Genomic DNA, 25,555 nt, shown 5'->3' on the forward strand with positions numbered 1-25,555 from the left:
CTTATTTCATGAAAAAATGGATTTTATCCCACAAAAAAACGGTGTTTACGGGTGCTTGTGTACTTGCTGCACTTTTTATTATTCTCGGTTTTTTTTATTACCAGAAAAACAGTGCTTCCGCTCTGCAAACCATGGATGCCGGGGATTCGGCTAATCAGGTAGAAGAGATCGATGTCTGGGGTGAGGTGAAATATACGCACATGGAGGACATCAGTATCGATTTCCTGTCTGTGGTAACGAGTGTATCGGTAAAGGAGGGTGAACGGGTTGTACTGGGTCAACCGCTTGTAACCCTTGATCTCTCCGAATATAACGGAAATATTGAAAAATTGAATCAACAGCTAGCCGCCGGTGAAGCGGCTCTGCCCGCTGCAGAGCAGGACATTTCCGCACTAAAAGCAGATATAAACCAGATGCAAGGTCAAATCGCACGCAAGACCAATGAGTATAATAACGGTACGAACGTCGATCTTAAACTGCTTCAGAGTTCATTGGATCTAGCCAGAAAGCAGCTTGCTACCGCTAAAAGTGATCTGAAAAAACATCAAACGAAGTATAACGATGGTACGAATGCTGATCTGAAACTGCTGCAGAATTCCCTGAAATTAGCAAGCAAGGAGCTTGCTGCCGCTAAAAGTGATATGCAAAAAAGCCAGTCCTTGTACGACGCCGGAGCTATTTCAAAAGACGAACTGGACCAATACGAAGATGCACTGGATCAGAGGCAGAAAGCGGTTAACGATATAAAGTATAACATCCAGAAAACGAAAACTGCTTTAAAAGATGAGATAAACCAGTACGCGGATGTGTTGGATCAGAGACAAAAAGCTGTAAATGATATAGAGGATAACATTCAGAAGACTAAGACCGCTTTAAAAGAAGAATTGGATCAGTTGAATGTTTCACTGAAATCCAAGAAGGTACAGCTTTCTGAGGCTAAGCTGGGAAACACCGCGAACGTTACCAAGCAGCAGAGTGGTATTGGAACCGCACAGGTGGATTTGGACACGATGAAAGCAAAAACCGCAAAAGATTACCTAAAGGGTAATCAGATCGTCTCCAATATTAATAATGGCATCGTACAGAACATCATGGTCAGCGATGCTGCTCATCTTGGTGCACAGGGCATGCCCACTCAAGTTTTACAGATTATAGATGCAGATTCTCTCACCATAAGCGCGGAGGTTGATGAGGAATTTATCAGCAGTGTGGAGGTGGGAGAAACGGTAAAGATTATACCGGTCTCAAAGCCAGACGTCTCGCTCACCGGCACAGTGACGCAGATTCCCAGTCTCGCCGTGGAAAAGGATGGCAAACGCGTAATCCGCGTACTGGTAAAACCCGACGATCCGAACAATTTGTTGAAACCGGGGTATACCGCTGATGTTTATTTTAAAAAATGAACTTAAACAGACACAGTATGAATAAAAACCTAAAATGCATACAGGAGGTATTTGGATGAATAAAATTTGTAGTCTTATAATTTTAACAGTTTCATTATTATTTCTTGCTCCAATAAATATTCATGCCAGTGAAGTTGATGGCGGAGCTGCCAATGAAGCTGTTGCTGTGAGGGAATCTGCCAATCAAGGTATCAATGAAGTTGATAATGAGGCTTCCGGTGATGATGGCAGTGAACATAAAGGACAAATAATGTTTGAAGATATTGAAAAAGAAATATTGGATAATAACCCGGCGGTCTTAATTAACCAAAATGCAATTAATGCAATGGAAGAAGATTATAAACAGATTAAGGATACTAGAGATGACCTGGAGGATGATAGAGATGATCTGGATGACGCAATTGATAGGATGGATCTTCAAATAAAAAAATTGCAACAGGATAGAGCCAGCCTTGAAACCAGAATTGATGGAGACCAGGATCTAATAAATCATATCAAATCAAACTATGATGCCCTCATTGGTATTTATCAATATAACAAAGACAGTCTTATAAACAGCAGAAAATCTTTAAGAGAGCAGCAGTTCTCTTTAGATGACCAGGCAGAAGATATGGATGATGCCATTAATAAATTAAGGGTTCAGTCAAAGATGTCCGAATGCCAGCTGGTGTGGACAGCACAAAATCTTTATATTACCTTTAATGTATTACGGAATAAGGAAACGGATTTAGAAAATCAGACCGAATTAATGCAGAAACAGCTTGAGATCGCCATACTGCGGGAATCATTAGGCCAAATAACAAAAACAGATATAACTACTCTGGAACTTAAAATCAAGGACCTTCAAATAGGTTTAAATGACTTGCAGACGCAAAAAAAGGCGGTTTTAGGTGAATTTAACCTTATGTTAGGCAACAACTATGATTTTACCTTGACTTTAAATACCGAGTTAAAACCTGTATATGAGAACTTTAATGAAGAAAATTATAATAAGGATCTTAAGAGTGTACTTGAAAATAATTATTCCATAGCGTTACAATCTCTTGAACGGGAAACGAAACAAAGATTGCTCAACCGGTCGGATGGGAGTGATACCCAAAGTGAGGAAGCAGCAGAATATAACCTTGAAAACGAGAAAATAAAATTGGAAGAGACAAAGAGGGATGTGTCCTTTTCTTTTGATAAAGTTTATGAAGAGGTACTCAGTAAAAAGATGTCTTTTGAACAGGAAAGCAAGAAGTTCGAGCAGGCAGGCACTAACAGAAATTATGCAATCATGAAACATGAACTCGGAAGGATTTCTGATTTGGAACTTGAGATTGAAAATTCAAACTATCGGAACCAGGAGATAAATACCGATGTGGCAGAGTTTGAGTATATCCGGTCTTACTTAAAGTATGACTGGATGATAAATGGTTTAACCTTTTAAAAAAATAAAAACAAGGGTTTCAAAGTTTATCTAAACTTTGAAACCCTTGTATCTCAATATGCAGTCGAAGGGACTTGAACCCTCACCCAGTTTACCCGGACTAGAACCTGAATCTAGCGCGTATGCCAATTCCGCCACGACTGCAAAATTAGTAACGTATATATTATACTACAAATTTTTAAGATGTCAAGTAAAAAGTGATTGAAAAATAATTGTAAATCATTTCCTGAAAATAATAGAATGGTTGATTAAATCAATGGTTACCAGGAGGTTGTTTTTCCTTATTTGATCAGAGTTTAATTCAATCATTACAGGGTATGGCAAATCGGTAACTTGAGTTATATTCACTTCCTCTAATCCTTTTAGGGTTAATTGCATGCCGCCAAGATTAATTACAATATTCTTCCTGGGAACGTTGGATTCAGATGTGCCTGTAGAAAGAGAACTGTCAGGATTATGCATATAGGAATGATTTTTACCTGTATCTAAATAAACAATAATGGATGCACCATTTAATTTGGCTTCAAAAAAGAGTAAATTTTCCTGATTATTTAACTTTGTCTTTAGTAGAGGCAGTACTATATATTTATCCATGTCCAGGTTTTTATAATCCGGCGGATGATTGGTTATGGCAATTTTCCTGCCCGTATAATCAAGTGTAACCAATTTGGATTTAAAATATTTTAAACCAATGATACCATTAAATTTTTCACTGGAAAACATTTTCCAATCTGCAATAACAGACGTAACCGCAGCATACTTCTCACCAAATACTGATAAATCGTTTATACGTATACTTTTAGACCAGCCTCTGTGAGAGCCGTCCCGGTTTAACTGTTCTGTCTGACCTAAAAGGGTATATGTTATCTTGCCGTCCATTAAATTGGTAAGAGTAATGCCGGGAGCACATCCGGTATCAAAATCGATTGTAAAATTACGATTATCTATTTTGATTGGAATCCTTGGACATCCCAATTTATTTAAACTCATTTCATGGACCTCGTCATTCTTATAACCGAAATCTTGAATCCAACTCTTATCAACTGGCCTAATTGAAATATATGGTATCGAAAAATAGCTTCCACTGACCAGTAATAGTATAATTATTATGGATGTGATAATATGCTTACGGGATTTCATTTTGTATCTCCTACATAGTTTGTTCTCCTAAATTATACCATATATTTATAACTTAACAAATCCAAAAGCGGCAAATATTTTTATAATTTTATAAAATTATCCCTTGACATTAGTGAAAGACAGTATTAAAATTACAGATGTATTCCTCGATAGCTCAATGGTAGAGCACACGGCTGTTAACCGTGGGGTTGTTGGTTCGAGCCCAACTCGGGGAGTTTTTTTATGTAAATTTAGCGGATATAGGAAAGTAAAGAAGTCTAATGAAATTTAAACCTCCAGCTGATACTAATGATCAAATCAGCCTGGAGGTTATTTTTATCTATCTTAAACTTATATCATTTTACATCTTTAATTTTATTAATTTTCCAGATCCAGTCGGAATATTCCTCTATCGCTCTGTCCGCCGAAAATCTTCCGGAAGCAGCAATATTAACTAAAGACATCTTATTCCACCTTATTTTATCCCTATAACGGGAAGCCGCTTCTTCCTGTATCTTTCGGTAGGCTTCAAAGTCAGCCAGAACCATATAAGGGTCGCTGTTTCCATACTGTCCGCCGATTAAGCTGTTTGCAATATCCTGAAAGGAGACACCGTCCACACCGGATTTAAGCCGTTCCATTAATCTGCTGATATTTGGATCGTTATAATAATTAGAGGGGTAATACCCGTTTTTCTTTAGATCCTCTACTTCATTCGTTCGCAGGCCAAAGATTAATATATTGTCTTCTCCAACTGCTTCACTGATTTCTACATTGGCACCGTCCATGGTTCCTAATGTAATAGCTCCGTTAATCATTAGCTTCATATTACCGGTACCGGAAGCTTCCGTACCTGCCAGGGAGATCTGTTCGCTGATTTCGGCGGCAGGAATAATGAGTTCGGCCAGGGAGACTCTGTAATCTTCTAAGAACACTACTTTTAATTTATCGGAAATGCTTTTATCCTTATTAATTTCATTGGCTATACTGCATATTAGACGAATGATCTGTTTTGCCATATGATAGCCGGGAGCAGCCTTTGCCCCAAAGATAAATGTCCTTGGATAAAAATCCATATTCGGGTTTTCTTTCAATTTATCATAGAGCAGCAAAATGTGTAAGGCATTTAATAACTGCCGCTTATACTCATGTAATCTCTTAATCTGAACATCAAAAATAGAATCGGGATTAACAATAATCTGATTGGTTTCTTTTATATAATCAGCCAGACGTAATTTGTTATATTTCTTAATCTCAGCCAATTTCATTAATACATCCTGATTATCAGCGTATTTTAAAAGACTTTGCATTTCCTTTGGATTGGTTTCAAAACCGGGACCTATCAGTTCGGCAATATAACCGCACAGGTTAGGATTGGACTGGCACAGCCAGCGGCGGTTTGAAAAACCGTTGGTAATATTGATGAATTTAGACGGAAACAATTCGCTGAAATTCCGAAACAGGCTGGTTTTAATAATATTAGAATGAATTTTTGAAACACCGTTAACGGAAAAACAAGCACAAATACAGAGATTGGCCATATGAATCTGTCCGCAGTTAATAATAGCCATCTGGGAAACCCGCATGGAATCATTACACATTTCATAAATCTTGTGGCAGAAACGGTTGTTTATTTCCTGCACAAGCTGATAGATACGGGGAAGGATCCGCTTAAATATTTCCTCCGGCCATACCTCTAAAGCCTCACTCATGACCGTATGATTCGTATAGGCAAATGTTTTGGTAACCGTGGTCCAGGCATCCTCCCAGCCATAGTTCCACTCATCTAAAAGAATTCGCATTAATTCCGGTATAGCTAATGCCGGATGAGTTTCATTAATATGAATGGCAACTTTATCGGACAAATTATCTATGGTTTCATAATAAGATAAATGTTTCCGTATGATATCCTGTATGGAAGCGGATACTAAAAAATACTGCTGCCTGAGCCGGAGACTTTTCCCTTCCATATGGTTATCAGACGGGTACAAAACGTTACTGATAACTTCAGCCATAGCCTTTTGTTCCACAGCATCCATATAATTACCCTGATTAAACAGCTTAATATCAAAATTTAAATTTGTTGCACTCCATAAGCGGAGAAGACTGACACTGGTATTATCATAACCCGAAATCATCATATCATAAGGAATTGCTAAAACAGATTTATAATTAATATGTTCAATATGGTGTTCATCGCCCCAATTCTCCATGACCTGTCCGTCAAATTTAACGGTAACGGCTTCGTCCGCCCGGGGAGTCAGCCATACTTCACCTCCGTGAAGCCATAAATCAGGAAGTTCTGTCTGCCATCCGTCAATTATTTTCTGACGGAAGATACCAAACTCATAACGAATGGAATAACCGTCAACCGGATAACCCAGAGAAGCCGCCGCATCCAAAAAACAAGCAGCAAGCCTTCCAAGGCCGCCATTTCCCAGACCGGAATCCGGTTCTAAATCAAAGATTGCAGAAAATGAATGGTTTAGCTCTTTTATAGCGTCTTCAAATGGTTCCAAGATCCCCAAATTGAACAGATTATTGCGAAGAGATCTTCCAATCAAAAATTCCATACATAAATAATAGACGGATTTAGCTTCTTTCTCTCTCTGGGCTGATACAAATTTACGCCTGCGTTCAATTAACATTTCCTGAACAATCATAACGGACGCCCGATAGAATTGTTCCAGGGTGGCATTTTCCGGAGGTACCCCGAAATGATGATTAAGCTTCGTACAGATACGCCTTTTTATTACCTCTTTATTCATAGAAGCTTCCATAGATTAACCCTCCTTTACGTTTATTTCTGATTTAATAATTTCTTATAAAGAGTTATATATTTTTCAGCCGAATTCTGCCAGCAGTTATTACACTCCATTGCACGTTTGATCAGGCTTTCCCAGGCCATTTTATCAGAATATAAATCCAAACCACGTTCTATTGCTTCTAACATATCATCAGAACTATAGCTCCTGAACGTAAATCCATTGCCGTTTTCCTCCTCACAATCTATTACGGTGTCTTTTAAACCACCGGTCTCTCTGACAATGGGGATAGTTCCGTAACGCAGAGCAACCATTTGTGATAATCCGCAGAGTTCTGATTTGGAGGGTTTTAAAAACAGATCAGCTCCTGCATATATTTTTCGTGCAATATCCGGATGGTATCCAATTTTAATGGCCATTTTCGCGGGAAATTTTTTCGCAATATCCTGGAAAAAGGTTTCATTTACAGGATCCCCTGTGCCTAATAAGACAACCTGTACTTTTTGGCAGAGAATATCCTGAATGACCTCACGGACTAAATCAAGCCCTTTGATATCCACCATTCTGGTTACCATTCCGATAATAGGAGTGGAACTATCTACGGGAAGGTTAAATAATTTCTGAAGTGCTTCTTTATTCATTGCTTTTCCGCTAAGATCGTTGCTGCAATAATTTTTCAGGATACTTTCATCTGTCTCCGGATCATACAATTCCATATCAATGCCATTGGTAATTCCGGTTATTTTATCCGAATGCTTCCGTAATATTTCATCCAGACCATATCCGAAGACAGGATCTTTAATTTCCTCCGCATAGGTCTGACTTACGGTAGTAACCGCATCCGCTGTTTCTATCGCGGCTTTTACGAGATTGATACAGCCATTGTACTCTAATAAAGATAAATCCTGAGGATTTAAACCAAGTACATCTGAGAAAAACTCTAAGCCAAACTGTCCCTGATATAACAGGTTATGAATAGTAAATATGGTCTTAATATTTTTATATTCTTCTATTTTACTATATAATAATTTATAAAAAACAGGAATTAACCCTGTCTGCCAATCGTTGGAATGGATAATATCCGTAGGGTAATGGATATATTTTATCATTTCCAAAACAGCCCTTGAAAAAAATGCAAAACGTTCACCGTCGTCCGGATGGCCATAAATACCGGAACGTTTAAAATAATATTCATTGTCAACAAAATAATAGGTAGTGCCGCTTACGTGTACTTCAAAAATACCGCAGTATTGCTGACGCCAACCCAGTGGGACAATGAAATTAGTTAAAAATTTCATTTTCGAACGCATTGCTTCCGGTATATCCGAATATAACGGAAGTACAATCCTGCAATTGGTGATTTTCTCACGGATAGACCGGGTGAAAGATGCAGCAACTTCCCCCAGTCCACCGGTTGCGATAAATGGATTTGCTTCCCCATAAGCACATAAAATATTCATATTGATACCCATTGCATAATACATCTGCCACAGATGTGTTACTGCCATATATTAAAATGTGAAACAAGTTTCACAGGGTGAAAGAATCTATATATGGCATTCCTTTCTTTCATTAAATTTTCTTTCACACTAACGCCCATGCTCTTTGGGCAAAAATCGTGAAGAATAGCGTCTTTTGCTATTCTTTTAATGGCTCGCATTTTTTGGCGATACGATTCTCACTGGTCCTCCAAAAATTTTTACACATTGGAACCTTTGCTGATATAAATTGGACGTCCTTCATAACCCATAAGCATCCGGTTATCCTGAAAAACCACATTTTTATCAGCTAAAATATAATTAAGGGTAACATTTTCACCGGTTTTACTATCTTTCATTACGATAGAATTGCTGATTTTCGATCCTTTACCTATTTTAACGCCTCGAAATAAAATGGAATTGTGGACAGAACCATAAATCTCACATCCATCTGCAATCAGGCTGTTAGATACTTCAGCTGATTCACCGTATTTTGCCGGAACGACGTCCAAAACCTTGGTATAAATGGGACCATATTTATAAAAAAGATCATCCCGATTCCTAGAATTCAGTATGTCCATATTTGCCTGAAAGAAATCGCAAATGGAATTTGTTTTTCGGATATATCCGTCAAATTCCCAAGCGGCTATTTTATACTGGTTTAATTTCTTCTGGAGTATATCCCGTTCGATATTCTCCAGATTATGAGAAGTGGCATCTTCAATTATGCTAACTAATAAACTTTTTTTAATAATCCACATATTTGTTCCAATGGAACATGGCTTACAGGTATTCTGATTAATTAGGATATCTGTTACAAAGCCGTCAGGAGATATGGTGTAAAGGGTTTCGTTTTTTAATTCCTGTGAAGGAGTTATCTGATAATAGATCACCGTCACATCTGCATTTTTATTAATGTGATACTGAAGCGGTACTGCCCAATTCAGGTTGCAAATGGTATCACAATCCGTAATAACCAGATATTCATTTCTGGATTTCTTTATATAAGTCATAATACCATGCAGCGCTTCTATTTTATTTTTGTAAATGCCGGCAGATAAGCGGCTGAAAGGAGGAAATATAAATAAGCCGTCCTGTTTTCTGGACAAATCCCATTCTTTACCCGAGCCAAGATGTTCCAGGAGAGATTGATAATTACTCTTGGCAATGACACCCACGCTGGTGATGCCGGAATTATGCATATTAGATAATGCAAAATCAATCAAACGGTATCTTCCTCCAAAGGGTAGGGCACCCATCGTCCTTGAGTTAGTCATTTCATGCATTTCTTCGTCATGCATATTTGAAAATATAATTCCGCTTGCGTTTAGACTCATTTTATCACCTCTTTTTTTCTGATTCTATCATGCTGTTTTCTTCTATTACGTCACCCTCATTGATAATGACATCTTCGCCGATTACCGTGATAAGTTGAGCGATATCTTCCTTATTGTTATTGGAAGTTCCGATTATGGCATTGGCACCTACCTTGCAGTTCTCATCAATAATTGCATAATTAATAAGACAGCCTTCCCCGATACGAGTGCCTGGCATAATTATGGAATTTGAAATTCTGGCATTTCTTTCAATTGTGACACCATAAAAAATAACGGAGGAGTTTATCTCACCATCAATGGTACATCCGCCGGATATAATACTATTAGTTACTTTAGCTGTTGTACTGATATAGTGAGGCGGCAGGACAGGACTGCGGGCATAGATCTTCCAGTCCGTATCAGCAGAGAAAATATTGTATTTGGAATTTAACAGATCCATATTGGACTGCCATAAACTTTCGATAGTGCCAACATCTTTCCAATAACCTTGAAATGGATAGGCAAATAGATTTTCACCGGCCGTTATCATGGCTGGAATTATATTTTTACCAAAGTCTTTTTGGGAATTATCATCTTTGTCATCCTGTTCTAAATATAATTTTAATTTTTCCCAGGTAAAAATATAAATTCCCATGGAAGCTTTTGTACTTTTCGGTTCTTTGGGTTTCTCCTCAAACTCATAGATCCTGTCATTTTCTTTGGTATTCATAATTCCGAAACGGGAGGCTTCCTTAATATCTACATCAATTACTGCAATGGTGCAGTCTGCCTTTTTTTCTTTATGGTAAAGAAGCATTTTGGAATAATCCATTTTATAAATATGGTCACCGGATAAGATTAATACATACTTGGGATTGTAACGTTCGATAAAAGGTATATTCTGCTTAATAGCATTTGCGGTACCGCTGTACCAGTCAGAAGACTCACGTTTTTGATAAGGGGGTAAGATATGCACGCCACCCTCGATCCGGTCCAGATCCCAAGGCTGCCCGTTACCAATATAATCATTTAACTCCAGCGGTTGATATTGTGTCAGCACTCCGACCGTATCGATTCTGGAATTAACACAATTTGATAAGGTAAAATCTATGATCCGATATTTCCCTCCAAAAGGAACAGCAGGTTTAGCACGCTCTTTTGTTAAAACACCCAATCTGCCGCCTATTCCACCGGCTAATAGCATTGCGATACATTCTTTTTGCATGTTTTATACTCCTAATCGATTTTTGTGATTGTGATTTTGTCTTAGTTTTCTCGATTATTATGGTATTACCTGTATAATAAATGAAAAATTGAAACAACCTAAATAACTGGTTTTTTTAATAATTTAGTCTTTATTAGAGTTCCAATTTTATTATTTTTTATTAGAATTATAACTGGAAAAGACTTGATTTGTTTTGTTATATTGGTTAAAATAGGTTTGTTTTCTCCTGTTAATTTTTAATTAATTCATTAAATCAAAAGCAACTACATAAATTTAAAATCGCCGTCCATAGTCTAAGATATTTTGATTTTTAGTAATGCCTGTCATATTACGGAATCGATATTTGTGAAAAAACACTATTTACAACCTGTATAAAAAAAGATATTATAATTCTTGGATGTCCTTAGTCTTGCGGATCTAAGAAGATCCGCTTTGAATAGTTGAAATTATCACCTAAAAATAAAATGATTTAGGATTTAATTAGTTGAAATTATCACCTAAAAATAAAACGATTTAGGATTTAAATAGTTGTGGTATCATCTGGAAATAATTATCAGGATCGATTTTGATCCAAGCAGAGGTGGGATAAGATGTTTTATGATATTAGCAATCGCTCCTTAGTTATAGTTTATTTTATAATTTATTTAGCTACCTGTCTTTCGTTGACTTTATTTGCTAAATGGCTTCCTCAGGACAAGGGGAGGGAATATGCATACAATGGAACGAAATCAAAAGGAAAACGCCGCGGTGCCGGTTTAATCATGATAATAATTTTCGATATAGTGTCATGTTTATTTTTACCGTTAAAGGCAGAATATATCATATATTATTTACTTATAGGGATATGTATGATATTCGGATATTTGGACGATAAGGCAGAAAAACCATGGGGTGAATATAAAAAGGGTTTTTTTGACTTACTGTTAGCTTTAATAACAAGTTATGCATTTTTAAAATATAATGAAGGACTGGATATATTTATTTTCAGCCATTTAAACTTTTATATAGTATGGATTATCGCGACTGTTTTTATATGGTTATCAATAAATGCAACAAACTGTACCGACGGGGTAGATGGATTAAGTGGGGCATTATCAATAGTTACCATATTATCTCTTGCAGTTGTACTATATTTACAAGGGCAATCCAATGACATGATCAAATATGCAATAATAATGTGTGAGATTATTTTTGCTTATTTGTGGAAAAACACTTCGCCAAGTACACTATTAATGGGAGATGCCGGTTCCCGTGCAATAGGATTTTTTATTGCTATTTTGACTTTAAAAACTAATAATCTGATGTTTTATTTAGGAGTTGCAATGGTGTTCATTCTTGACGGCTTAATAGGTTTGGTAAAAGTATCATTTACCCGCTTTTTTAAAATTAAGTTATTTCCGAATATCATTTTCCCGCTCCATGACTTTTTTAGGAAAGAAAAAGGGTGGTCGGACAGTCAGATAGTTTTTCGATTTATAACCTTTCAAGTGATAATTTCATTTATGACAATATTTTTATATTTTTATTACTAAGTAGAAAACCTTTACGCATGATTGAAAAAAGTATACCTTACTTATTTTTAAGAGACAAATAAGACGTATAAGAGATAAAAATAAGAGACAAAAATAAGAGATAAAAATAAGAAACAAAAATAAGAGATAAAAATAAGAGATAAAAATAAGAGATAAAATTATAATAAGTTTTAAATTGGGTATTGCTTTTTTATTAAAAAATTGATATAATATAATTCGTTCGCTGGACAACAGCCAGAGTACAGATTGACTAATGAATTGATGTTCCAATATATTTCTTTGTCAGTTTTAATTAAATTTATGCAGTCGTGGCGGAATTGGCATACGCGCTAGACTAAGGATCTAGTGAGCATTGCGCTCGTACGGGTTCAAGTCCCGTCGACTGCAGTAGTAAAATCAAGGGTTTCAGAGTTTTGATAAACTTTGGAGCCCTTATTTTTGTGTTTTAATTGGATTACGCTGTATGTGTACTAACTTTGTCAGGAGGACTCTATTGTTTTAACAATATTCCCGATAATCAAGTCGATTTTATGAATATGAATATAGCCTTATTCTTTACATGTTTGTTATTGCATTAAATACATACAGCATATTTGCAAAGCCTGATATATATGATTTATATACAAGGTTTATAAACATTATATCTGTTATATCTACTGCTACGATACTTTTATTAAAATTTGATAATATCAAAAAATGATATTTCACAGGAATAAATTGAATAATATGTAATAACCCAGGCGTATTCAGCAATATTAAAACTTCCTATAATGAAATTGTCAATGGGTTCAATCAAACAGCATCAGCAATGAAAGTAATTGATGATAAGTCAAGAAATATATCCCTTAGAATACAGAATGTAGCTTCAGTTGCGGAAGAATTTGCTGCAAGTACTGAGGAAATATCAGCATCGAGTCAGCAGCAGCTTGCTTCAACTGAAATGATTGCACGAGCTTTAAAAGGGTTATATACTTTATCTGAGGAACTCATTTCTGAAGTAAATAAATTTAAAGTACAATAGTAAATCAGTCAAGGCACAAGTTATTTGTAATATTTATCCAGACGATAAAAAAACGCTATGGAGACCTTTATGTTTAAAAGGTTCCGCAGCGTTTTTTATTCTATTATATGATTTGAGTGTCAAAAAGGCCAATCCAGCTGCCTTTTTCTTGAACAATATATTTTTTACAAGCCTCTAACGTCACAAAAATGAAGCGGATGAATTCATTTCTGACCAGAGTCTTTACTAAATATTACTTCTGTGTATTTCCGCCCGCTTTATTTTTGGATGTAGAATCACCGCTTACATTATTACGTGCTCTTTCTGTATTATTGATTACAGAATTACCGTTACCTTTACCTGCACTTTTTTTATTACTGGTTTTATTATTCATGTCTTTACCTCTTTCTATATTTTATAGCTTCAGCAGCCTTTAGATATAGATAGTATTTACCAATATTTTTAAAGTATACTTTAAGTAACTATGATTAAGTGTAAAGTCATCAAATCAGATAAAGAAGAGGAAACTTTAATGGAACAGTTTATTCAGTTTTAATATCTGATTTAGTTAAGGTATTTGATTCCATTCCCATGTTAAATACGATTCCTCCCGGTTTATGTTTTTCAGAACAATTAAGGTATTTGAAATACTGATACCAATATACCTTTTCACTGTTATCTGTGGCTATCAGTATAATTACCTCATCATATTTTTCTCCGGAAGTATCTGTTTGGTTATATTTATATTGTTCTTTATGATACAGGTTTATAAAGCCGGTATCCAACCGGATATCATCTAACAGGCCATTGATTTCTTCAGCTGTAAAGGCAGGACTGTCTGATTCTTCTGGCGTTTTGGGGGTTTCTTCCTGATGTTTGAGAGAGGGGATATGTACTTTTAAACCGTGTAGTCCGTTACCATAGTCTATTTGGTATTTAATAATACTGCCAATCAGGATGAAACAAAATGCGCCGATTATAATTCCATATGTTTTAATAAGAACCAATATCGTTTTTTTCCTTTTATAGGAATTTTCCAGGTATAAGGGATCAGCAGATAAAGGGTTGTATTTTCCGCATTCAGGACACATACCGTCATGTTTGCTGTAATTGAAGATACTACCGCAGTTGCAGCATTTTGCCATTAGTTTTGTATTATTAGAAGTTTCCTGTTTTGGTGATTTCATGTTATCAGTTATCGGAATATTCTCTTTTGTATCAATGTAAAACCAGATGGAAGTTGTTAAAAATAAGAGTACCCAGCCTATAAACAGGGCAATAAGTATTTTACCATAGGTAATGGATGCAAAGGTTGTAAGAATATAATTGATATCCAGGGTTTCGGAATCACTTATGATAAGTGCGGTAAAAAATTCCGCAAACATTAAGAAAATACCAAGGATAAATACTGCCGGTCCGTTCCAGGATCTTTTTATGGATTTTAATGATTTACTTTCCGATAAAGCAGCCAATCCGTGCATTTTATTCGTCTCCAGTAAGAATGCCACTAATTGAAACAAAAAAATATTTCTTCTTGTCTTTGCTGAAAGCAGAGTTGGCTTTTCAGGGAAAAAGATGCCTGGAATAGCGATAACGATAGAAAATATAAGATACAAAAGTGATATAAGTATCATAAATATATCTGCAGTCGGGTTAAAAGAAAAAGACTTCAGAAAGAAAAAACTGGTTATGGATAGGATAAAAATGAGAACAATAAGAAAGCTGTTAATGTAATGTATTATGGTTTTTGATGTAATTTTACCGTTATTAAACATTCGATTATTTCCCCCTAAAAAAATCAAGAAGCAGATAAAATGCACCTGTTAACGACATTAATATATTATGGTTACCATTATTATACAATAGCTACACTGATATTACTATATAATTTTCCCGCGCTCGGATGTCTCTTTAATCTTTAATAAAGTTATTTGGTTGTGGTAATATCCATTTATTTAATGTTATTTACAGGTTAAGCTTAAAGTCTTCAATATCATGATACAATATCCTGAATTTACCCGGTGAGGTACCAATATATTTTCGGAATACTTTATTGAAATAGTTTGAACTTTCATATCCTGCCATGTTAGCTATGGCATCTATGGTAAGGTTTGTAGATAGAAGCAATTCCGCCGCATATTCAATTCTCAGTTTTGTAAGATAATTCCAGGGTGATATTCCCACTGACTTTGTAAATATGTGGTTAAAATGATATTTTGACATACCAAGAAAATTTGAAATTTCATCCAGAGAAAGAATATGGTGAAAATTCTCTTTCATATATTGGATGGATTTATCTATGTTACTATTGACAGGACTTAAGTTAATTAATTGGGAATTCAGACTTCTATAAAGCTTCATGATAAATTCATAAGCGATAAAAGAGGTTTGATAGCCATCCGTTATTTTATTGTTGGCAGCAGACCAATAGGTTTCCCATAAATACTTAATGATTTCTTCCTGTCCCTTAAACTTTATAACCGGTTCAAACTGTTCCTGGATTTTATTCCACTCTGAAAGAGCATAATCCCCTGTTAACGTAATAAATAGAAATTCCCATTTATCACTGTCTTTCGGAATATAATACCGGTGTTTACTTGGAATGACCGTTATAAATGCACTGCCTTCATCAAGGATATGTTTTTGCCCATTCAACTCTAATATTCCATAGCCGGACAGGGTATATTGAAAAATACAGTTGCCATTTTCACTATACCGATTCATCCCATCAAAATCATAAACGGAAGAGGTCTGTATCTGCCAGCCTAATGAGTATATCTGTGCAGGTGGTGATTGAGGACTTTTTATAAAACGGTAGGCAAAGGATTTATGTCTGGAATCATTATTTATGTGAAGCAATATTTTACCCTCCTTTAAGCATTATATTACTGTTGTCTGAAACTTTAATAAATGCTATTATGATTATACGCTATAATTAAAAGGATTTCTATAACTCTAATAAAAAATAAAACTGTGATCATTTATTTTTTTAGGCGCAGTATTTGGAAAAAAACATATATGAAAGGGTGGGGCAAATGAAAAGTAATGTGGAAAAAGAACTTTTAGAAGGAGAATACTGGTGGGGTGGAATCGTTCAGGATGGGATTTATATGCCCTATAATGAAATAAACTTTTCCAGAGATTTGAATAAGGAGCAGTTATATAATCAGAGTTCCCCTTTGTTATTGTCCGACAAAGGCCGTTACATTTGGAGCGAAAAGCCTTTTTCTTATTCCTTTCAGAATAACAAATTAACTATAAATTCTAATGATGACATTATATTCAGCGAAGGTCATGGGGATTTAAGAGGAGCTTTTTTAGATGCTTCAAAGAGTTATTTCCCGTCTGATGGAAAGATTCCGGATTCGTTGCTTTTTACCGCTCCCCAATATAATACCTGGATCGAAATGATGTATGAACCGACGCAGGAAAAGGTATTGGCTTACGCAAACTCAATTATAGACAATGGTATGGCGCCGGGAGTGCTAATTATTGATGACAATTGGCAGGAGGATTATGGAGTATGGAAATTCCATCCGGGCCGTTTTCCCGAGCCGGGTGTTATGATTGATAAACTGCATAAGATGGGATTTAAAGTAATACTCTGGGTATGCAATTTCATAAGTGCGGACAGCCTCACATCCAGATTAATTCATAATAATGGCTATCTCGTGAAAGATAAGGACGGAGATCCTGCTATTGTAAAATGGTGGAACGGTTATAGTACTATGCTGGATATAACCAATGAGGATGCGGTTCATTGGTTTAAGGAACAGCTGGATGTTTTAATCCGTGAGTTAGGTGTTGACGGATTTAAATTTGATGCAGGAGATTTAGAACACTATAGGAAGAACTTTGTTTGCAGTAAATCAATAAATGGCCTTGAATATTCTGAAAAATGGGCTCAAATCGGTTTGAGTTATTCCTTGAATGAATATCGTGCCTGCTGGAAGATGGGGGGAAAACCACTGGCACAGCGGCTTAGCGATAAAAATCACAGCTGGGAAGTTAAAGGCGGCCTTGGCAGCCTTATTTCCAATGGTCTGGGGCAAGGCTTGCTGGGTTATGCTTTTACTTGTCCGGATATGATTGGCGGAGGCGAATATAAAGACTTCCTTGATATAAAGAATATTGATACGGAACTTATCGTTCGGAATGCAGAGTGTGCCGCATTATTTCCTATGATGCAGTTCTCCATAGCACCATGGAGAGTACTGGATGAAACTCATTTGAAGATATGTGTTGAGATGGCAAAACTGCATCAAAAATTCGGGGAAAAAATCCTGAAATTAGCAAAAGAAGCTTCCATAAGCGGTGAACCAATCATCAGACATATGGAATATGTTTTCCCTCACAAAGGTTATTCAAAAATAAATGATCAATTCATGTTAGGAGATACTATTTTAGTTGCACCGGTACTTGTAAAAGGAGCTGTTACAAAGAAAGTGGTTTTTCCGGAAGGAAATTGGCTTGGTGATGATAACAGTGTGGTTAACGGACCATGTACCTTAATTATAGAAGCTCCGTTAGAAAGGCTGCCATGGTATGAAAAACAATAGATAATCCATAAAAAGTATCCGATTGGAGAATCCATGGAAGTAATCGCAAAAAGATACTTATCAGAAGTATATTCAGCAGAAGAGACTGCCAAAATTATACAACATCCAATAGAGTTTGTTAAAAAGTGCAGAGAAAAATTATAAGACAGTAGAATTTTTAATAATTTTAAAAAAGATATATCCTCCTGAATTAATAGAAAACAAATTCTATTCAGGAGGATATATTTTAGTTTATAACCAAGTTTTTATACAATATAGACTAGACTCCTTAAACAGGCAAAAGTTCCTGTCATTTTATTGTTTTATTTTGTATAGGTATAAAAGTCGGCGGCGCATTCTGCATCAAAAAATACTGCTAAAATATAAAAGGTATTGGAATTCTTGACCTTAAAATCCAGGAATCTCATATCCTGAATATTGAATGGTTCATGGCTGCCATCCATAAGCGTTCTCAAATGCCCGTTTTCCATGTTGATCCTATAGATACCTGTTTTCTTCAGGATATACATGTATTTTCCTGAAACCGCATAATCATAGTTGTATTGAGACCCCAATAGTTCGGAATAATCATGTAGCTTAATCAAATAGCCATAATCTGCAAGATGTATTATATTTATTACTTTGCCTGAGTCAGAATCAATTACAATGATATTATCTTCAGAGTAATCCTGCATATAAATGAATTTACCGTTAACTTTTATATCACCGGAAGAAGGATAATAACCGGTATCATATTCTCGGATGATTTTTCCAGAAGCCAGATCGAGTAGCTGCAGGTTGTTATATAACTGCAAATTGTTCGGCGCGTGTGAAGAGGAATCGGCGGGGTCATACGTTTTAAGCAACACCTTACCGTCCGATAATAAGTAGAATCCTGTATTTTGGCTGTCAGTAAGGTCGGAAATACAAACCTCGTGTTTTACTTTCAGCGATTTATCCAATTGATAAATATAAAACTTATCCTCATATCGAACAGATATATACCAGTTACCATTAGAGTCTCTTTTAATTTCGTTGGTGTCCTGCTTTTTTAAAGGGTTTGGTTTTGTACCGCTATCTGTATAGCGGAAGGATTCAGTAATCCATGTTCCATCTGACCAGGTGAGTACCCTTAAGGAGTATTCTTCCGCAGGGACGGATTTCAGCGGTTTCCACTTGCCCCCAGTCCATGCATATAATTTCTCGTCTTTCATGTAATCCGGATCAAGGCGTATGGAATTATAGCAGACGGGAGCTCCGGCAGGTGTCTGTTCCATGGTGAATATTCCGTGGGCAGTATTGCCATTGTAGAAAGTTTTAAAAACTTCATAATGCTTCTGAGTGTATTGATTAAGCATATTCGGTTCATTCACTTCACTTAAATGTAGAACGGGATCATTTTCATTTAGTGGAAACATCCGTCCGACTGTAATAAGATTTTTAGTTTTGTTAAAAATATCTTCGTCAATTCCATCAAGAACTCCTGCAGTCATTTTATTTAACAGGTCAGAATAGGAAATATCATTACAACTATTATTATTGAAATTATACTGTAAAGAAATTGCCAGGCCTAAACCAGCTATAGGGGTAGGGGTGGAGTCGGAATCAGTAAAATTCAGCTGTTTTTCATCTGCAATATCAGCGTAGTACATATCAATCCAGACTTGACGTGCTGACATTATGTTTAATCCTACAGATTCCAAATCACTTTTTAATGCTGAATATTTAAAAACACTCTCATTGGAGGTTTGATAGAATGCTAAATCGAATTTTACACCGGCTTTTGTATATGATTCTAATATATCCAGATTATCAATTGTAGGTTGCAACCCAACCATTATAACCTTATCTGCATCAGTAATTTTAGATATTACTGTTTGGTCGGTCAAAATGGTTGATATACTGTAGGAGTAGATACAATCCACAGTGGAATGACCTGTAAAATCGCCAAGATATTTATAAAATTCTGCAACCTTTGAATTAACCATATTGTAGTTCATGATAAAGACGATATGAGAAGCTGCATCTTTAATGCTCCCGCCGACTGCTTCAGGAACGGTTGTGACTGTTAATGGACCGTGTGTCACAGTAATCTGTATGTTGTAAACAGGGATTGTTTTACCGCCTTTTTTGTAATCAAATATAAGGTCTGTTGTACCCGCACCTACTGCAGTAACATGGCCGTACATATCTGTGGTTACCATTGTAGTATCGCCTGAGTGCCACCGGCCTGAAGATATATTTTTATCGGTTGAAAACTTGTTAATATCTAAATCCAAACTTTGACCAACATAAAGACTTAATATGTCTTCAGCATATGCATTCGCAGTTAATGGTGAGGGCAATGCAACTGACAGCGTTAATGCTAAAACAAAAAATAAAGCTGCTATTAGTTTTCTTAGATTAATCATAATAACCTCCATTTGCCGCTTCAGCGGCATACAAATCCCTCATGTTAAAATTTTATCCTAATTCTTTTTCCTTGGTAAATATCCCCTCAAAACTATAATGATCTGCGTAGGTATCCTTTATACCATCTACTGTTACCACTGCCGAATTAATATCCGGCAGATTAAGAAGTGTATTGGTGAGTTCATTCATCAATATGATTCCTGCGCAGCTGCCTGCATTAAATTTATCGGCCACTTCCTGAGGTATATCTACGGTTATACATTTTGATGTGGGATCAACTTTGGCGCTGTTAAATCGGATATCCGTTTCAGCAAAAATAAGATTTAAAGCTTGGGGCAAATCAGTCTCGTATAATACTTTGCTTACCTGTATTATTTTCTTTTCTATCGGGTTATCATAATCGTCCGGTCCATAAATATAAAGGGTAATATCAAGCTTTTCATCCGTAACAGTATTTTTATCTGCCGTTGGAGCCACAGAAGCGGCCGGAGCAGAAGATAACAGTATGACATCGGGAGCAGGAAAAATGAACAAGGGTTTTACTGTGGGAGCAGCAGAAGCTGGTTTCGGAGCGATATAATCAGTTGATTTTGATATTGTGCCGGTAGATGCTTTATCTTTTGTATTACATCCAACTAAAAATGTGAAACATAACAGTATAAATATTACTTTTATCTGTTTCATAATTTCCCCTTTATATAGTGAATTACTATTTACAATTTCATTATACTTTATTTTCCAAAAATGTGCAATTGGTTAACAGATTCGGATAAAATATTTACGGATTATACTTAAGGGTAGTAGAAATAAATCACCCGGTATTGGGGTATATTATATAAGAAAAACTCCGGCAAAAATCTGCATTCACCGGAGTTTGACATAATAAAATTATGCTTCCCTTATATATCGTTTCAAGTTATTAAATCCAATAGTAAGAGCAGTTATTGTCTCTTCCATTCCTTCAAACTCGATTGCTGCATAACCGTCGAAATCAACATTTTTTAACGCCCGGATACAGTGAAGTACCGGGACATCTCCATGGCCGATAATTGCACCTCGGAGATAATTTCCGCTCCTGGACCTGAAAAAGCCTTCACCAGGATCCGGAAGCATGGCAGATTTTACGTGAAAATCTTTGGCGTGTGCATAAAAAGTGTAAGGTGCTATCCTGCCAAACGCTTTCTCTGGTGGTTCATCTGCACATAAAAAATTGCCCATGTCTGCCAGTAATCCAAAGTTCTCATGGCCTACCGCATTATATAATTTTTCTACCCTGTCACTGTCCTGACAGAAATAACCGTGGTTTTCAACCGTAGTTTTAATGCCCTTGGCAGCAGCATAGACTGTTACCTCTCTGCAGGCGTTTGCTATGATTGGCAAAATGGCATCAAAGGATCTTCCATCACCTCTGGCAGCATCATGCCGGATTAGTTTTGCGCCCAGGATTGCAGCGATATCCACCATTTTTTTTACCCGTTCAATTTCTAAATCAGTGCTGCCGCCGCTTCCCGTTAAAAAATCTGCACCAAAGGTAAAACTGGATACAGGTAATTCCATATGTTTACATTCTTTTGATAAGACTTCGGCATAATCTTCTTTTGATACACCGTCGGGTGCAAGGATATCTACAAATTCAATGGCATCAAAGCCGATTTCCTTAGCTTTCCTGATGCAGTCAAACTGCGTCATTTCGCCTGAGGATAATAATTTGTCAAAGCTGTACGAACTAACGGATATTCTCATATTTTTGTAACCTCTCTGGTTGGATTATAATTAGATAATTATAATATAACTTCATGTCCTGTTGCTGCAGATTTATAAATTGCATCTAAAATTGCCATAATCTCAATCCCATCCTGGGCTGGAGAAATGCAAGGAGTTCCATCTGTTATGCAAGAAACAAAATGATTGATTTCCTTAGCAAAAAGACCGTCGAAGCTTAAGGAGGTTTCTGCATCTAATGTAACATTAGCTAAATAATCGTTGATTTCGCTGTATAATTCCAGTTCCGGATCTAATTTGGCACCACCCTTTGTACCAAAAAGTTCAATTTTACCCTCATCTTTCTTTAGGTTCAGGCTAAAGCTTGCTTCAATTGAAAGTACCGCTCCATTGTCAAACCGTATCATGGCGGAGGCTAAATCTTCTACATCACAGATATCGTGATCCGTAGCACTGGAGGATTGGTAGAATTTTTTCCCTTTAATATTGTCTCTGTTACCCAGTTTTTTGAAAGTTGTACCATATACGGATACGGGTTTCGGATTCCCCATTAAAAATCTCACAAGATCAATTACATGGACGCCCAGGTCTATTAAAGGGCCGCCCCTGAACGGGATTTATCACCGAACCATCCGCCGGGATTTCCTTTTCGTCTGAGGTAAGTTGCTTTCGCGTAATAGAGATCACCGAAATAATCGGAATTAATAAACTCTTTTAATATTTTGCAGTCATTTCCGTAACGTCTGACAAATCCAATCATCAGCAATTTACCGTTTTTTTCAGCTGCGGCTTTCATGGCTTTTGCATCTTCTTCCGATACTGACATCGGCTTTTCACACAATACATGTTTACCTGCATTTAAAGCTGCAATGGTACAGGGGGCATGTGCCGAGTTCCAGGTACATACGCTGACAGCATCGATTTCTCCTAGTTTCAGCATTTCATTCATATCCGTAAAGGTATGCTTTACGTTGTATTTTTCAGCCATGAATTTCAAACGTTCTTCATTCAGGTCGCAGAAAGCATATAATTCTACATTATCATTTTTTAAATAAGATTCTATATGTTCTACAGAGATTGAACCTGTTCCGATAACACCAATTTTAATTTTTGCCATATTGTATTCCTCCTATAAACCTTTCATCTTATTAAGAAAAATTACCGCATTTTTAATATCTTCTTCGGGATTTTCACCAACTTCACGTTCTATGGTTAGGAATCCCTTGTAACCGATATCATCAAGGGCTTTTAAATACTCCGCAAAGTTCACATCACCCGCTCCTAAAGGAAGTTCAATAAATGGCAGATTGCCCTCTCCGGATGTAAAATTATCATGAGAAGCAGCTACTTCTTCTACCGTGATACCGTAAATAATTTCCGGATCTTTTACCAGTAACCGCCTGCCGTCTTTTGCATGTGTATGAACGATATAATCTTTTAATGTATAAACAGCTTTAACAGGATCATCCCCCGTTACCATAACAAAATTGGCAGGATCAAGGTTCACAGCGACACCTTTTGAGTGTAGTGCATCTAGGAATTCTTTTAAGGTTACGGCGATTTCCGGACCGGTTTCAATAGCAAAATGTCCGTCTAAGGAATCGGCAAAACGGCTTAAGGTATAGCAGGCTTCCTGCATAATTTTGTACCGTTCATGGTTCTTGTCTTTTGGTACAACACCGATATGAGTGGTGATAATATCGGTTTCCAGATCTTTTGCAAGTTCCATGATACGTTTTGATTTTTCAATCAGTTCAGAATTTTTCTCTCTATTGCCAAAACCCTGTCCTAAATCCCCGCATAGTGCAGAAAAAACCAGGCCGTTTGATTTCACCATATTTAGAAGTTCTTTTCTTTTGCTGCCGGTTAAATTTTCCGGAGAGTACTCACCGGAGGTTGCATACATCTGGAGTCCTTTTGCTCCAAGTTTTGCAGCTTTTTGGGTAGCAGTTTTTGTATCCAGCTTAAAGGAATCCAACATGACACCTATAGGAAAATCGTACATAAAAAACCATCCTTTCAAATAAAAAGTTGTTTGTTTATTAAGCTTATTGTATAATTGAGCTATGATGATGTAAAGAAATGAAGTTGCTATAAATTAACACTATATTGCTCTGAGTGCATGTGAAATAAAACAAACGGTATAGCAATTGCATGGGATATTTAAAAAAATAAATCGTTACGCAATTATCTAATATAAAACCTGTTATAAATGGGAGCCGCAGATGAATTCAAGTAATTTCTATGAACCGCATACTCATAAGGACCCTTCCTTTCCGATTATATTCCATTTGGATACTATGATAAAAAGCCAGTCCCAATTCCTGCCTCATTGGCATGAAAACATTGAAATCCTTTATGTTATAAAAGGAACGATTAGCGTTTTATCTGATGCCAGCAGTATAACTGCCAATAAGGACGAAATTATTATCATTAATTCAAACAATGTTCATTACATACAAACTTTAGAAGAGGAATCAAAATATTACTGCCTGATTATAGACCGTAAATTCTGTGAGGAGATAGGAATAGATACAGAGGAAATTGTATTTCAGAGGCTGATAAAAGATAGAATGGTGAGAGATAAATTTAATGTCATAAAAGAGGAATTTTTTTCACAAAAAGCTCTCTATAAAGCCAAAATTAAATCGGTAATCATGGACCTGGTAATTTGTCTGTACCGTGAGCACATTCTGTCAGAATCGGCCTTGTCTAATAAACCGGAAACAAATAAGATAGAGATGATTAAAAAAGCAATCAGATATATACAAAGCAATTATGATAAAAATATTTCCATCGCTCAAATTGCCGAAGAGGCAGGGGTAAGCAAATATTATTTTTGCCGTATTTTTAAGGAAATAACCGGTTATACAACCATATGTTTTATTAATATCTTAAGATGTACCAATGCAAAAAAACTATTGCTAAGCGGAAAATACAGTGTGGAAGAAGCAGCTTTTGCTTGCGGGTTCGATAATCTGTCTTATTTTTCCAAGACCTATAAAAAGCATATGGGATGTTTGCCGTCATCATTAAAAAAGCGTTGATGTTTTAATGCGACAGCTCGTTTTAAAAAAAATGTTGACAATCATTATAGACAAGTGTAGAATACAGAATATAGACAAATGTAGAAAATAAAAATATCAGGAGATACATATGAAACAAGAAGATATAAAAGAGGATTCCAAAATGAATAATAATATCAGGCAATCAGAAAAAAGTCCTGCTGAGACGTCAGTTTCTTTAACAAAATTACCGGAAACCGAATTTGAGGTGATGTCAGCGGTTTGGAAAAATACCCCTCCGATAACTACTGCTATGCTTATGAATCAACTGGGCAATGAAAAAGGATGGAAGCTGCAGACCTTAATTACCCTATTAAATCGTTTAACGGAGCGTGGTTTTTTACACAGTGAAAAAACAGGAAAAGAACGTACTTATTACCCCTGTATTAAACAGGAAGATTACATTCAATATGAAACTAATCTTTTTGTAGAACGTTATCATGCCAACTCATTGTTTCAATTAGTAAGTGCTTTTACCGGAAATAATAAACTCAGCAAAGCGGAAATAGATGAGCTTAACACCTGGCTAAAAAATCAGGAGGAAGAATAGT

21 protein-coding genes and 3 tRNA genes are annotated in these 25,555 nt (G+C 36.2%); 9 read left to right on the plus strand and 15 right to left on the minus strand.

The window, feature by feature from the left end; translation table 11 throughout:
• Positions 1-8 precede the first annotated feature (8 nt).
• Together Ana3638_RS08095 and Ana3638_RS08100 are read left to right on the plus strand one after the other, a co-directional pair.
• Complete coding sequence (locus Ana3638_RS08095; RefSeq protein WP_246240884.1) at positions 9-1,403, plus strand: HlyD family secretion protein; 1,395 nt, start codon at positions 9-11, stop codon at positions 1,401-1,403.
• Between the two features lie 55 nt (positions 1,404-1,458).
• Positions 1,459-2,832: a TolC family protein gene (locus Ana3638_RS08100; protein ID WP_161837575.1), complete on the plus strand. Its 1,374-nt coding sequence runs from the start codon at positions 1,459-1,461 to the stop codon at positions 2,830-2,832.
• Positions 2,833-2,891: 59 nt separating this feature from the next.
• Here Ana3638_RS08100 and Ana3638_RS08105 read toward each other — a convergent pair.
• Together Ana3638_RS08105 and Ana3638_RS08110 are read right to left on the minus strand one after the other, a co-directional pair.
• Positions 2,892-2,976 (minus strand) — tRNA-Leu (locus tag Ana3638_RS08105).
• Between the two features lie 75 nt (positions 2,977-3,051).
• Positions 3,052-3,822, minus strand: coding sequence for a hypothetical protein (locus Ana3638_RS08110; protein WP_161837576.1), 771 nt, complete (start codon positions 3,820-3,822; stop codon positions 3,052-3,054).
• A gap of 293 nt (positions 3,823-4,115) precedes the next feature.
• On the opposite strand from Ana3638_RS08110, the gene Ana3638_RS08115 reads away from it, so the two are divergent.
• Positions 4,116-4,187, plus strand: a tRNA-Asn gene (locus tag Ana3638_RS08115).
• A 120-nt stretch (positions 4,188-4,307) separates the two neighbouring features.
• Here Ana3638_RS08115 and Ana3638_RS08120 read toward each other — a convergent pair.
• From Ana3638_RS08120 to Ana3638_RS08135, 4 genes are all read right to left on the minus strand, one after another.
• Positions 4,308-6,731 carry a glycogen/starch/alpha-glucan phosphorylase gene (locus Ana3638_RS08120; RefSeq protein ID WP_161837577.1) on the minus strand — a complete coding sequence of 808 codons (2,424 nt, stop codon included), beginning with the start codon at positions 6,729-6,731 and terminating at the stop codon, positions 4,308-4,310.
• A gap of 20 nt (positions 6,732-6,751) precedes the next feature.
• Positions 6,752-8,188 (minus strand): glycogen synthase GlgA, encoded by a 1,437-nt coding sequence (gene glgA / locus Ana3638_RS08125; RefSeq protein WP_246240887.1) that lies wholly within the window; start codon positions 8,186-8,188, stop codon positions 6,752-6,754.
• A gap of 227 nt (positions 8,189-8,415) precedes the next feature.
• Complete coding sequence (glgD, locus tag Ana3638_RS08130) at positions 8,416-9,531, minus strand: glucose-1-phosphate adenylyltransferase subunit GlgD (RefSeq protein ID WP_161837578.1); 1,116 nt, start codon at positions 9,529-9,531, stop codon at positions 8,416-8,418.
• A gap of 4 nt (positions 9,532-9,535) precedes the next feature.
• Positions 9,536-10,735, minus strand: a complete 1,200-nt coding sequence (locus Ana3638_RS08135; RefSeq protein WP_161837579.1) for a glucose-1-phosphate adenylyltransferase — start codon at positions 10,733-10,735, stop codon at positions 9,536-9,538.
• A gap of 590 nt (positions 10,736-11,325) precedes the next feature.
• Between Ana3638_RS08135 and Ana3638_RS08140 the strand changes: the two genes are divergently transcribed.
• From Ana3638_RS08140 to Ana3638_RS08150, 3 genes are all read left to right on the plus strand, one after another.
• The gene (locus tag Ana3638_RS08140) at positions 11,326-12,267 is read left to right on the plus strand and encodes an MraY family glycosyltransferase (protein ID WP_161837580.1); all 942 of its coding nucleotides are present in this window, start codon (positions 11,326-11,328) and stop codon (positions 12,265-12,267) included.
• A 302-nt stretch (positions 12,268-12,569) separates the two neighbouring features.
• A tRNA-Leu gene (locus Ana3638_RS08145) sits at positions 12,570-12,654 on the plus strand.
• A gap of 421 nt (positions 12,655-13,075) precedes the next feature.
• Entirely contained in the window at positions 13,076-13,288 is a 213-nt protein-coding gene (locus Ana3638_RS08150) for a hypothetical protein (protein WP_161837581.1), read from the plus strand.
• A 232-nt stretch (positions 13,289-13,520) separates the two neighbouring features.
• Here Ana3638_RS08150 and Ana3638_RS08155 read toward each other — a convergent pair whose 3' ends face one another.
• The 3 genes from Ana3638_RS08155 to Ana3638_RS08165 all read right to left on the minus strand — a co-directional run bounded on the left by Ana3638_RS08155 (position 13,521) and on the right by Ana3638_RS08165 (position 16,126).
• Entirely contained in the window at positions 13,521-13,661 is a 141-nt protein-coding gene (locus Ana3638_RS08155; RefSeq protein WP_161837582.1) for a hypothetical protein, read from the minus strand.
• 148 nt (positions 13,662-13,809) lie between these two features.
• Positions 13,810-15,042, minus strand: coding sequence for a hypothetical protein (locus Ana3638_RS08160; RefSeq protein ID WP_161837583.1), 1,233 nt, complete (start codon positions 15,040-15,042; stop codon positions 13,810-13,812).
• A gap of 190 nt (positions 15,043-15,232) precedes the next feature.
• Positions 15,233-16,126: an AraC family transcriptional regulator gene (locus tag Ana3638_RS08165; protein ID WP_161837584.1), complete on the minus strand. Its 894-nt coding sequence runs from the start codon at positions 16,124-16,126 to the stop codon at positions 15,233-15,235.
• A 176-nt stretch (positions 16,127-16,302) separates the two neighbouring features.
• Here Ana3638_RS08165 and Ana3638_RS08170 point away from each other — a divergent pair, with 176 nt between their 5' ends.
• The gene (locus Ana3638_RS08170) at positions 16,303-17,826 is read left to right on the plus strand and encodes a glycoside hydrolase family 31 protein (RefSeq protein WP_161837585.1); all 1,524 of its coding nucleotides are present in this window, start codon (positions 16,303-16,305) and stop codon (positions 17,824-17,826) included.
• A 302-nt stretch (positions 17,827-18,128) separates the two neighbouring features.
• On the opposite strand, the gene Ana3638_RS08180 is transcribed toward Ana3638_RS08170, so the two are convergent.
• From Ana3638_RS08180 to Ana3638_RS08200, 6 genes are all read right to left on the minus strand, one after another.
• Positions 18,129-20,216, minus strand: coding sequence for an Ig-like domain-containing protein (locus tag Ana3638_RS08180; protein ID WP_161837586.1), 2,088 nt, complete (start codon positions 20,214-20,216; stop codon positions 18,129-18,131).
• 52 nt (positions 20,217-20,268) lie between these two features.
• Entirely contained in the window at positions 20,269-20,901 is a 633-nt protein-coding gene (locus Ana3638_RS08185) for a hypothetical protein (RefSeq protein WP_161837587.1), read from the minus strand.
• Positions 20,902-21,105: 204 nt separating this feature from the next.
• Positions 21,106-21,960: a sugar phosphate isomerase/epimerase family protein gene (locus Ana3638_RS08190; protein WP_161837588.1), complete on the minus strand. Its 855-nt coding sequence runs from the start codon at positions 21,958-21,960 to the stop codon at positions 21,106-21,108.
• A 38-nt stretch (positions 21,961-21,998) separates the two neighbouring features.
• Positions 21,999-22,490 carry a Gfo/Idh/MocA family oxidoreductase gene (locus tag Ana3638_RS24615; protein WP_246240889.1) on the minus strand — a complete coding sequence of 164 codons (492 nt, stop codon included), beginning with the start codon at positions 22,488-22,490 and terminating at the stop codon, positions 21,999-22,001.
• Between the two features lie 41 nt (positions 22,491-22,531).
• Positions 22,532-23,056: a Gfo/Idh/MocA family protein gene (locus Ana3638_RS24620; protein WP_202621586.1), complete on the minus strand. Its 525-nt coding sequence runs from the start codon at positions 23,054-23,056 to the stop codon at positions 22,532-22,534.
• A gap of 12 nt (positions 23,057-23,068) precedes the next feature.
• On the minus strand, positions 23,069-23,944 hold the full coding sequence (locus tag Ana3638_RS08200; RefSeq protein WP_161837589.1) for a sugar phosphate isomerase/epimerase family protein: 876 nt from the start codon (positions 23,942-23,944) through the stop codon (positions 23,069-23,071).
• A gap of 220 nt (positions 23,945-24,164) precedes the next feature.
• Here Ana3638_RS08200 and Ana3638_RS08205 point away from each other — a divergent pair, with 220 nt between their 5' ends.
• A complete protein-coding gene (locus Ana3638_RS08205; protein WP_161837590.1) occupies positions 24,165-24,986 on the plus strand; it encodes an AraC family transcriptional regulator in 822 nt (273 codons plus the stop codon).
• Between the two features lie 109 nt (positions 24,987-25,095).
• Entirely contained in the window at positions 25,096-25,554 is a 459-nt protein-coding gene (locus tag Ana3638_RS08210) for a BlaI/MecI/CopY family transcriptional regulator (protein WP_246240893.1), read from the plus strand.
• The last annotated feature ends 1 nt before the right edge of the window (position 25,555 follow it).

Origin of the sequence: Anaerocolumna sedimenticola (genome assembly GCF_009931695.1) — a bacterium.
Taxonomy (GTDB): domain Bacteria; phylum Bacillota; class Clostridia; order Lachnospirales; family Lachnospiraceae; genus Anaerocolumna; species Anaerocolumna sedimenticola.

Bases quoted from the DNA above. Each gene is read 5' to 3' on its own strand.
- Ana3638_RS08095 (WP_246240884.1), top strand. From the start codon at position 9: ATGAAAAAATGGATTTTATCCCACAAAAAAACGGTGTTTACGGGTGCT.
- Ana3638_RS08120 (WP_161837577.1), bottom strand. From the start codon at position 6,731: ATGGAAGCTTCTATGAATAAAGAGGTAATAAAAAGGCGTATCTGTACG.
- Ana3638_RS24615 (WP_246240889.1), bottom strand. From the start codon at position 22,490: ATGGGGAATCCGAAACCCGTATCCGTATATGGTACAACTTTCAAAAAA.
- Ana3638_RS08180 (WP_161837586.1), bottom strand. From the start codon at position 20,216: ATGATTAATCTAAGAAAACTAATAGCAGCTTTATTTTTTGTTTTAGCA.
- Ana3638_RS08210 (WP_246240893.1), top strand. From the start codon at position 25,096: ATGAAACAAGAAGATATAAAAGAGGATTCCAAAATGAATAATAATATC.
- Ana3638_RS08185 (WP_161837587.1), bottom strand. From the start codon at position 20,901: ATGAAACAGATAAAAGTAATATTTATACTGTTATGTTTCACATTTTTA.
- glgD (WP_161837578.1), bottom strand. From the start codon at position 9,531: ATGAGTCTAAACGCAAGCGGAATTATATTTTCAAATATGCATGACGAA.
- Ana3638_RS08190 (WP_161837588.1), bottom strand. From the start codon at position 21,960: ATGAGAATATCCGTTAGTTCGTACAGCTTTGACAAATTATTATCCTCA.
- Ana3638_RS08140 (WP_161837580.1), top strand. From the start codon at position 11,326: ATGTTTTATGATATTAGCAATCGCTCCTTAGTTATAGTTTATTTTATA.
- Ana3638_RS08150 (WP_161837581.1), top strand. From the start codon at position 13,076: ATGAAAGTAATTGATGATAAGTCAAGAAATATATCCCTTAGAATACAG.
- Ana3638_RS08170 (WP_161837585.1), top strand. From the start codon at position 16,303: ATGAAAAGTAATGTGGAAAAAGAACTTTTAGAAGGAGAATACTGGTGG.
- Ana3638_RS08135 (WP_161837579.1), bottom strand. From the start codon at position 10,735: ATGCAAAAAGAATGTATCGCAATGCTATTAGCCGGTGGAATAGGCGGC.
- Ana3638_RS08110 (WP_161837576.1), bottom strand. From the start codon at position 3,822: ATGAGTTTAAATAAATTGGGATGTCCAAGGATTCCAATCAAAATAGAT.
- Ana3638_RS08100 (WP_161837575.1), top strand. From the start codon at position 1,459: ATGAATAAAATTTGTAGTCTTATAATTTTAACAGTTTCATTATTATTT.
- Ana3638_RS08200 (WP_161837589.1), bottom strand. From the start codon at position 23,944: ATGTACGATTTTCCTATAGGTGTCATGTTGGATTCCTTTAAGCTGGAT.
- Ana3638_RS08160 (WP_161837583.1), bottom strand. From the start codon at position 15,042: ATGTTTAATAACGGTAAAATTACATCAAAAACCATAATACATTACATT.
- Ana3638_RS08155 (WP_161837582.1), bottom strand. From the start codon at position 13,661: ATGAATAATAAAACCAGTAATAAAAAAAGTGCAGGTAAAGGTAACGGT.
- Ana3638_RS08205 (WP_161837590.1), top strand. From the start codon at position 24,165: ATGAATTCAAGTAATTTCTATGAACCGCATACTCATAAGGACCCTTCC.
- glgA (WP_246240887.1), bottom strand. From the start codon at position 8,188: ATGGGTATCAATATGAATATTTTATGTGCTTATGGGGAAGCAAATCCA.
- Ana3638_RS24620 (WP_202621586.1), bottom strand. From the start codon at position 23,056: ATGGCAAAAATTAAAATTGGTGTTATCGGAACAGGTTCAATCTCTGTA.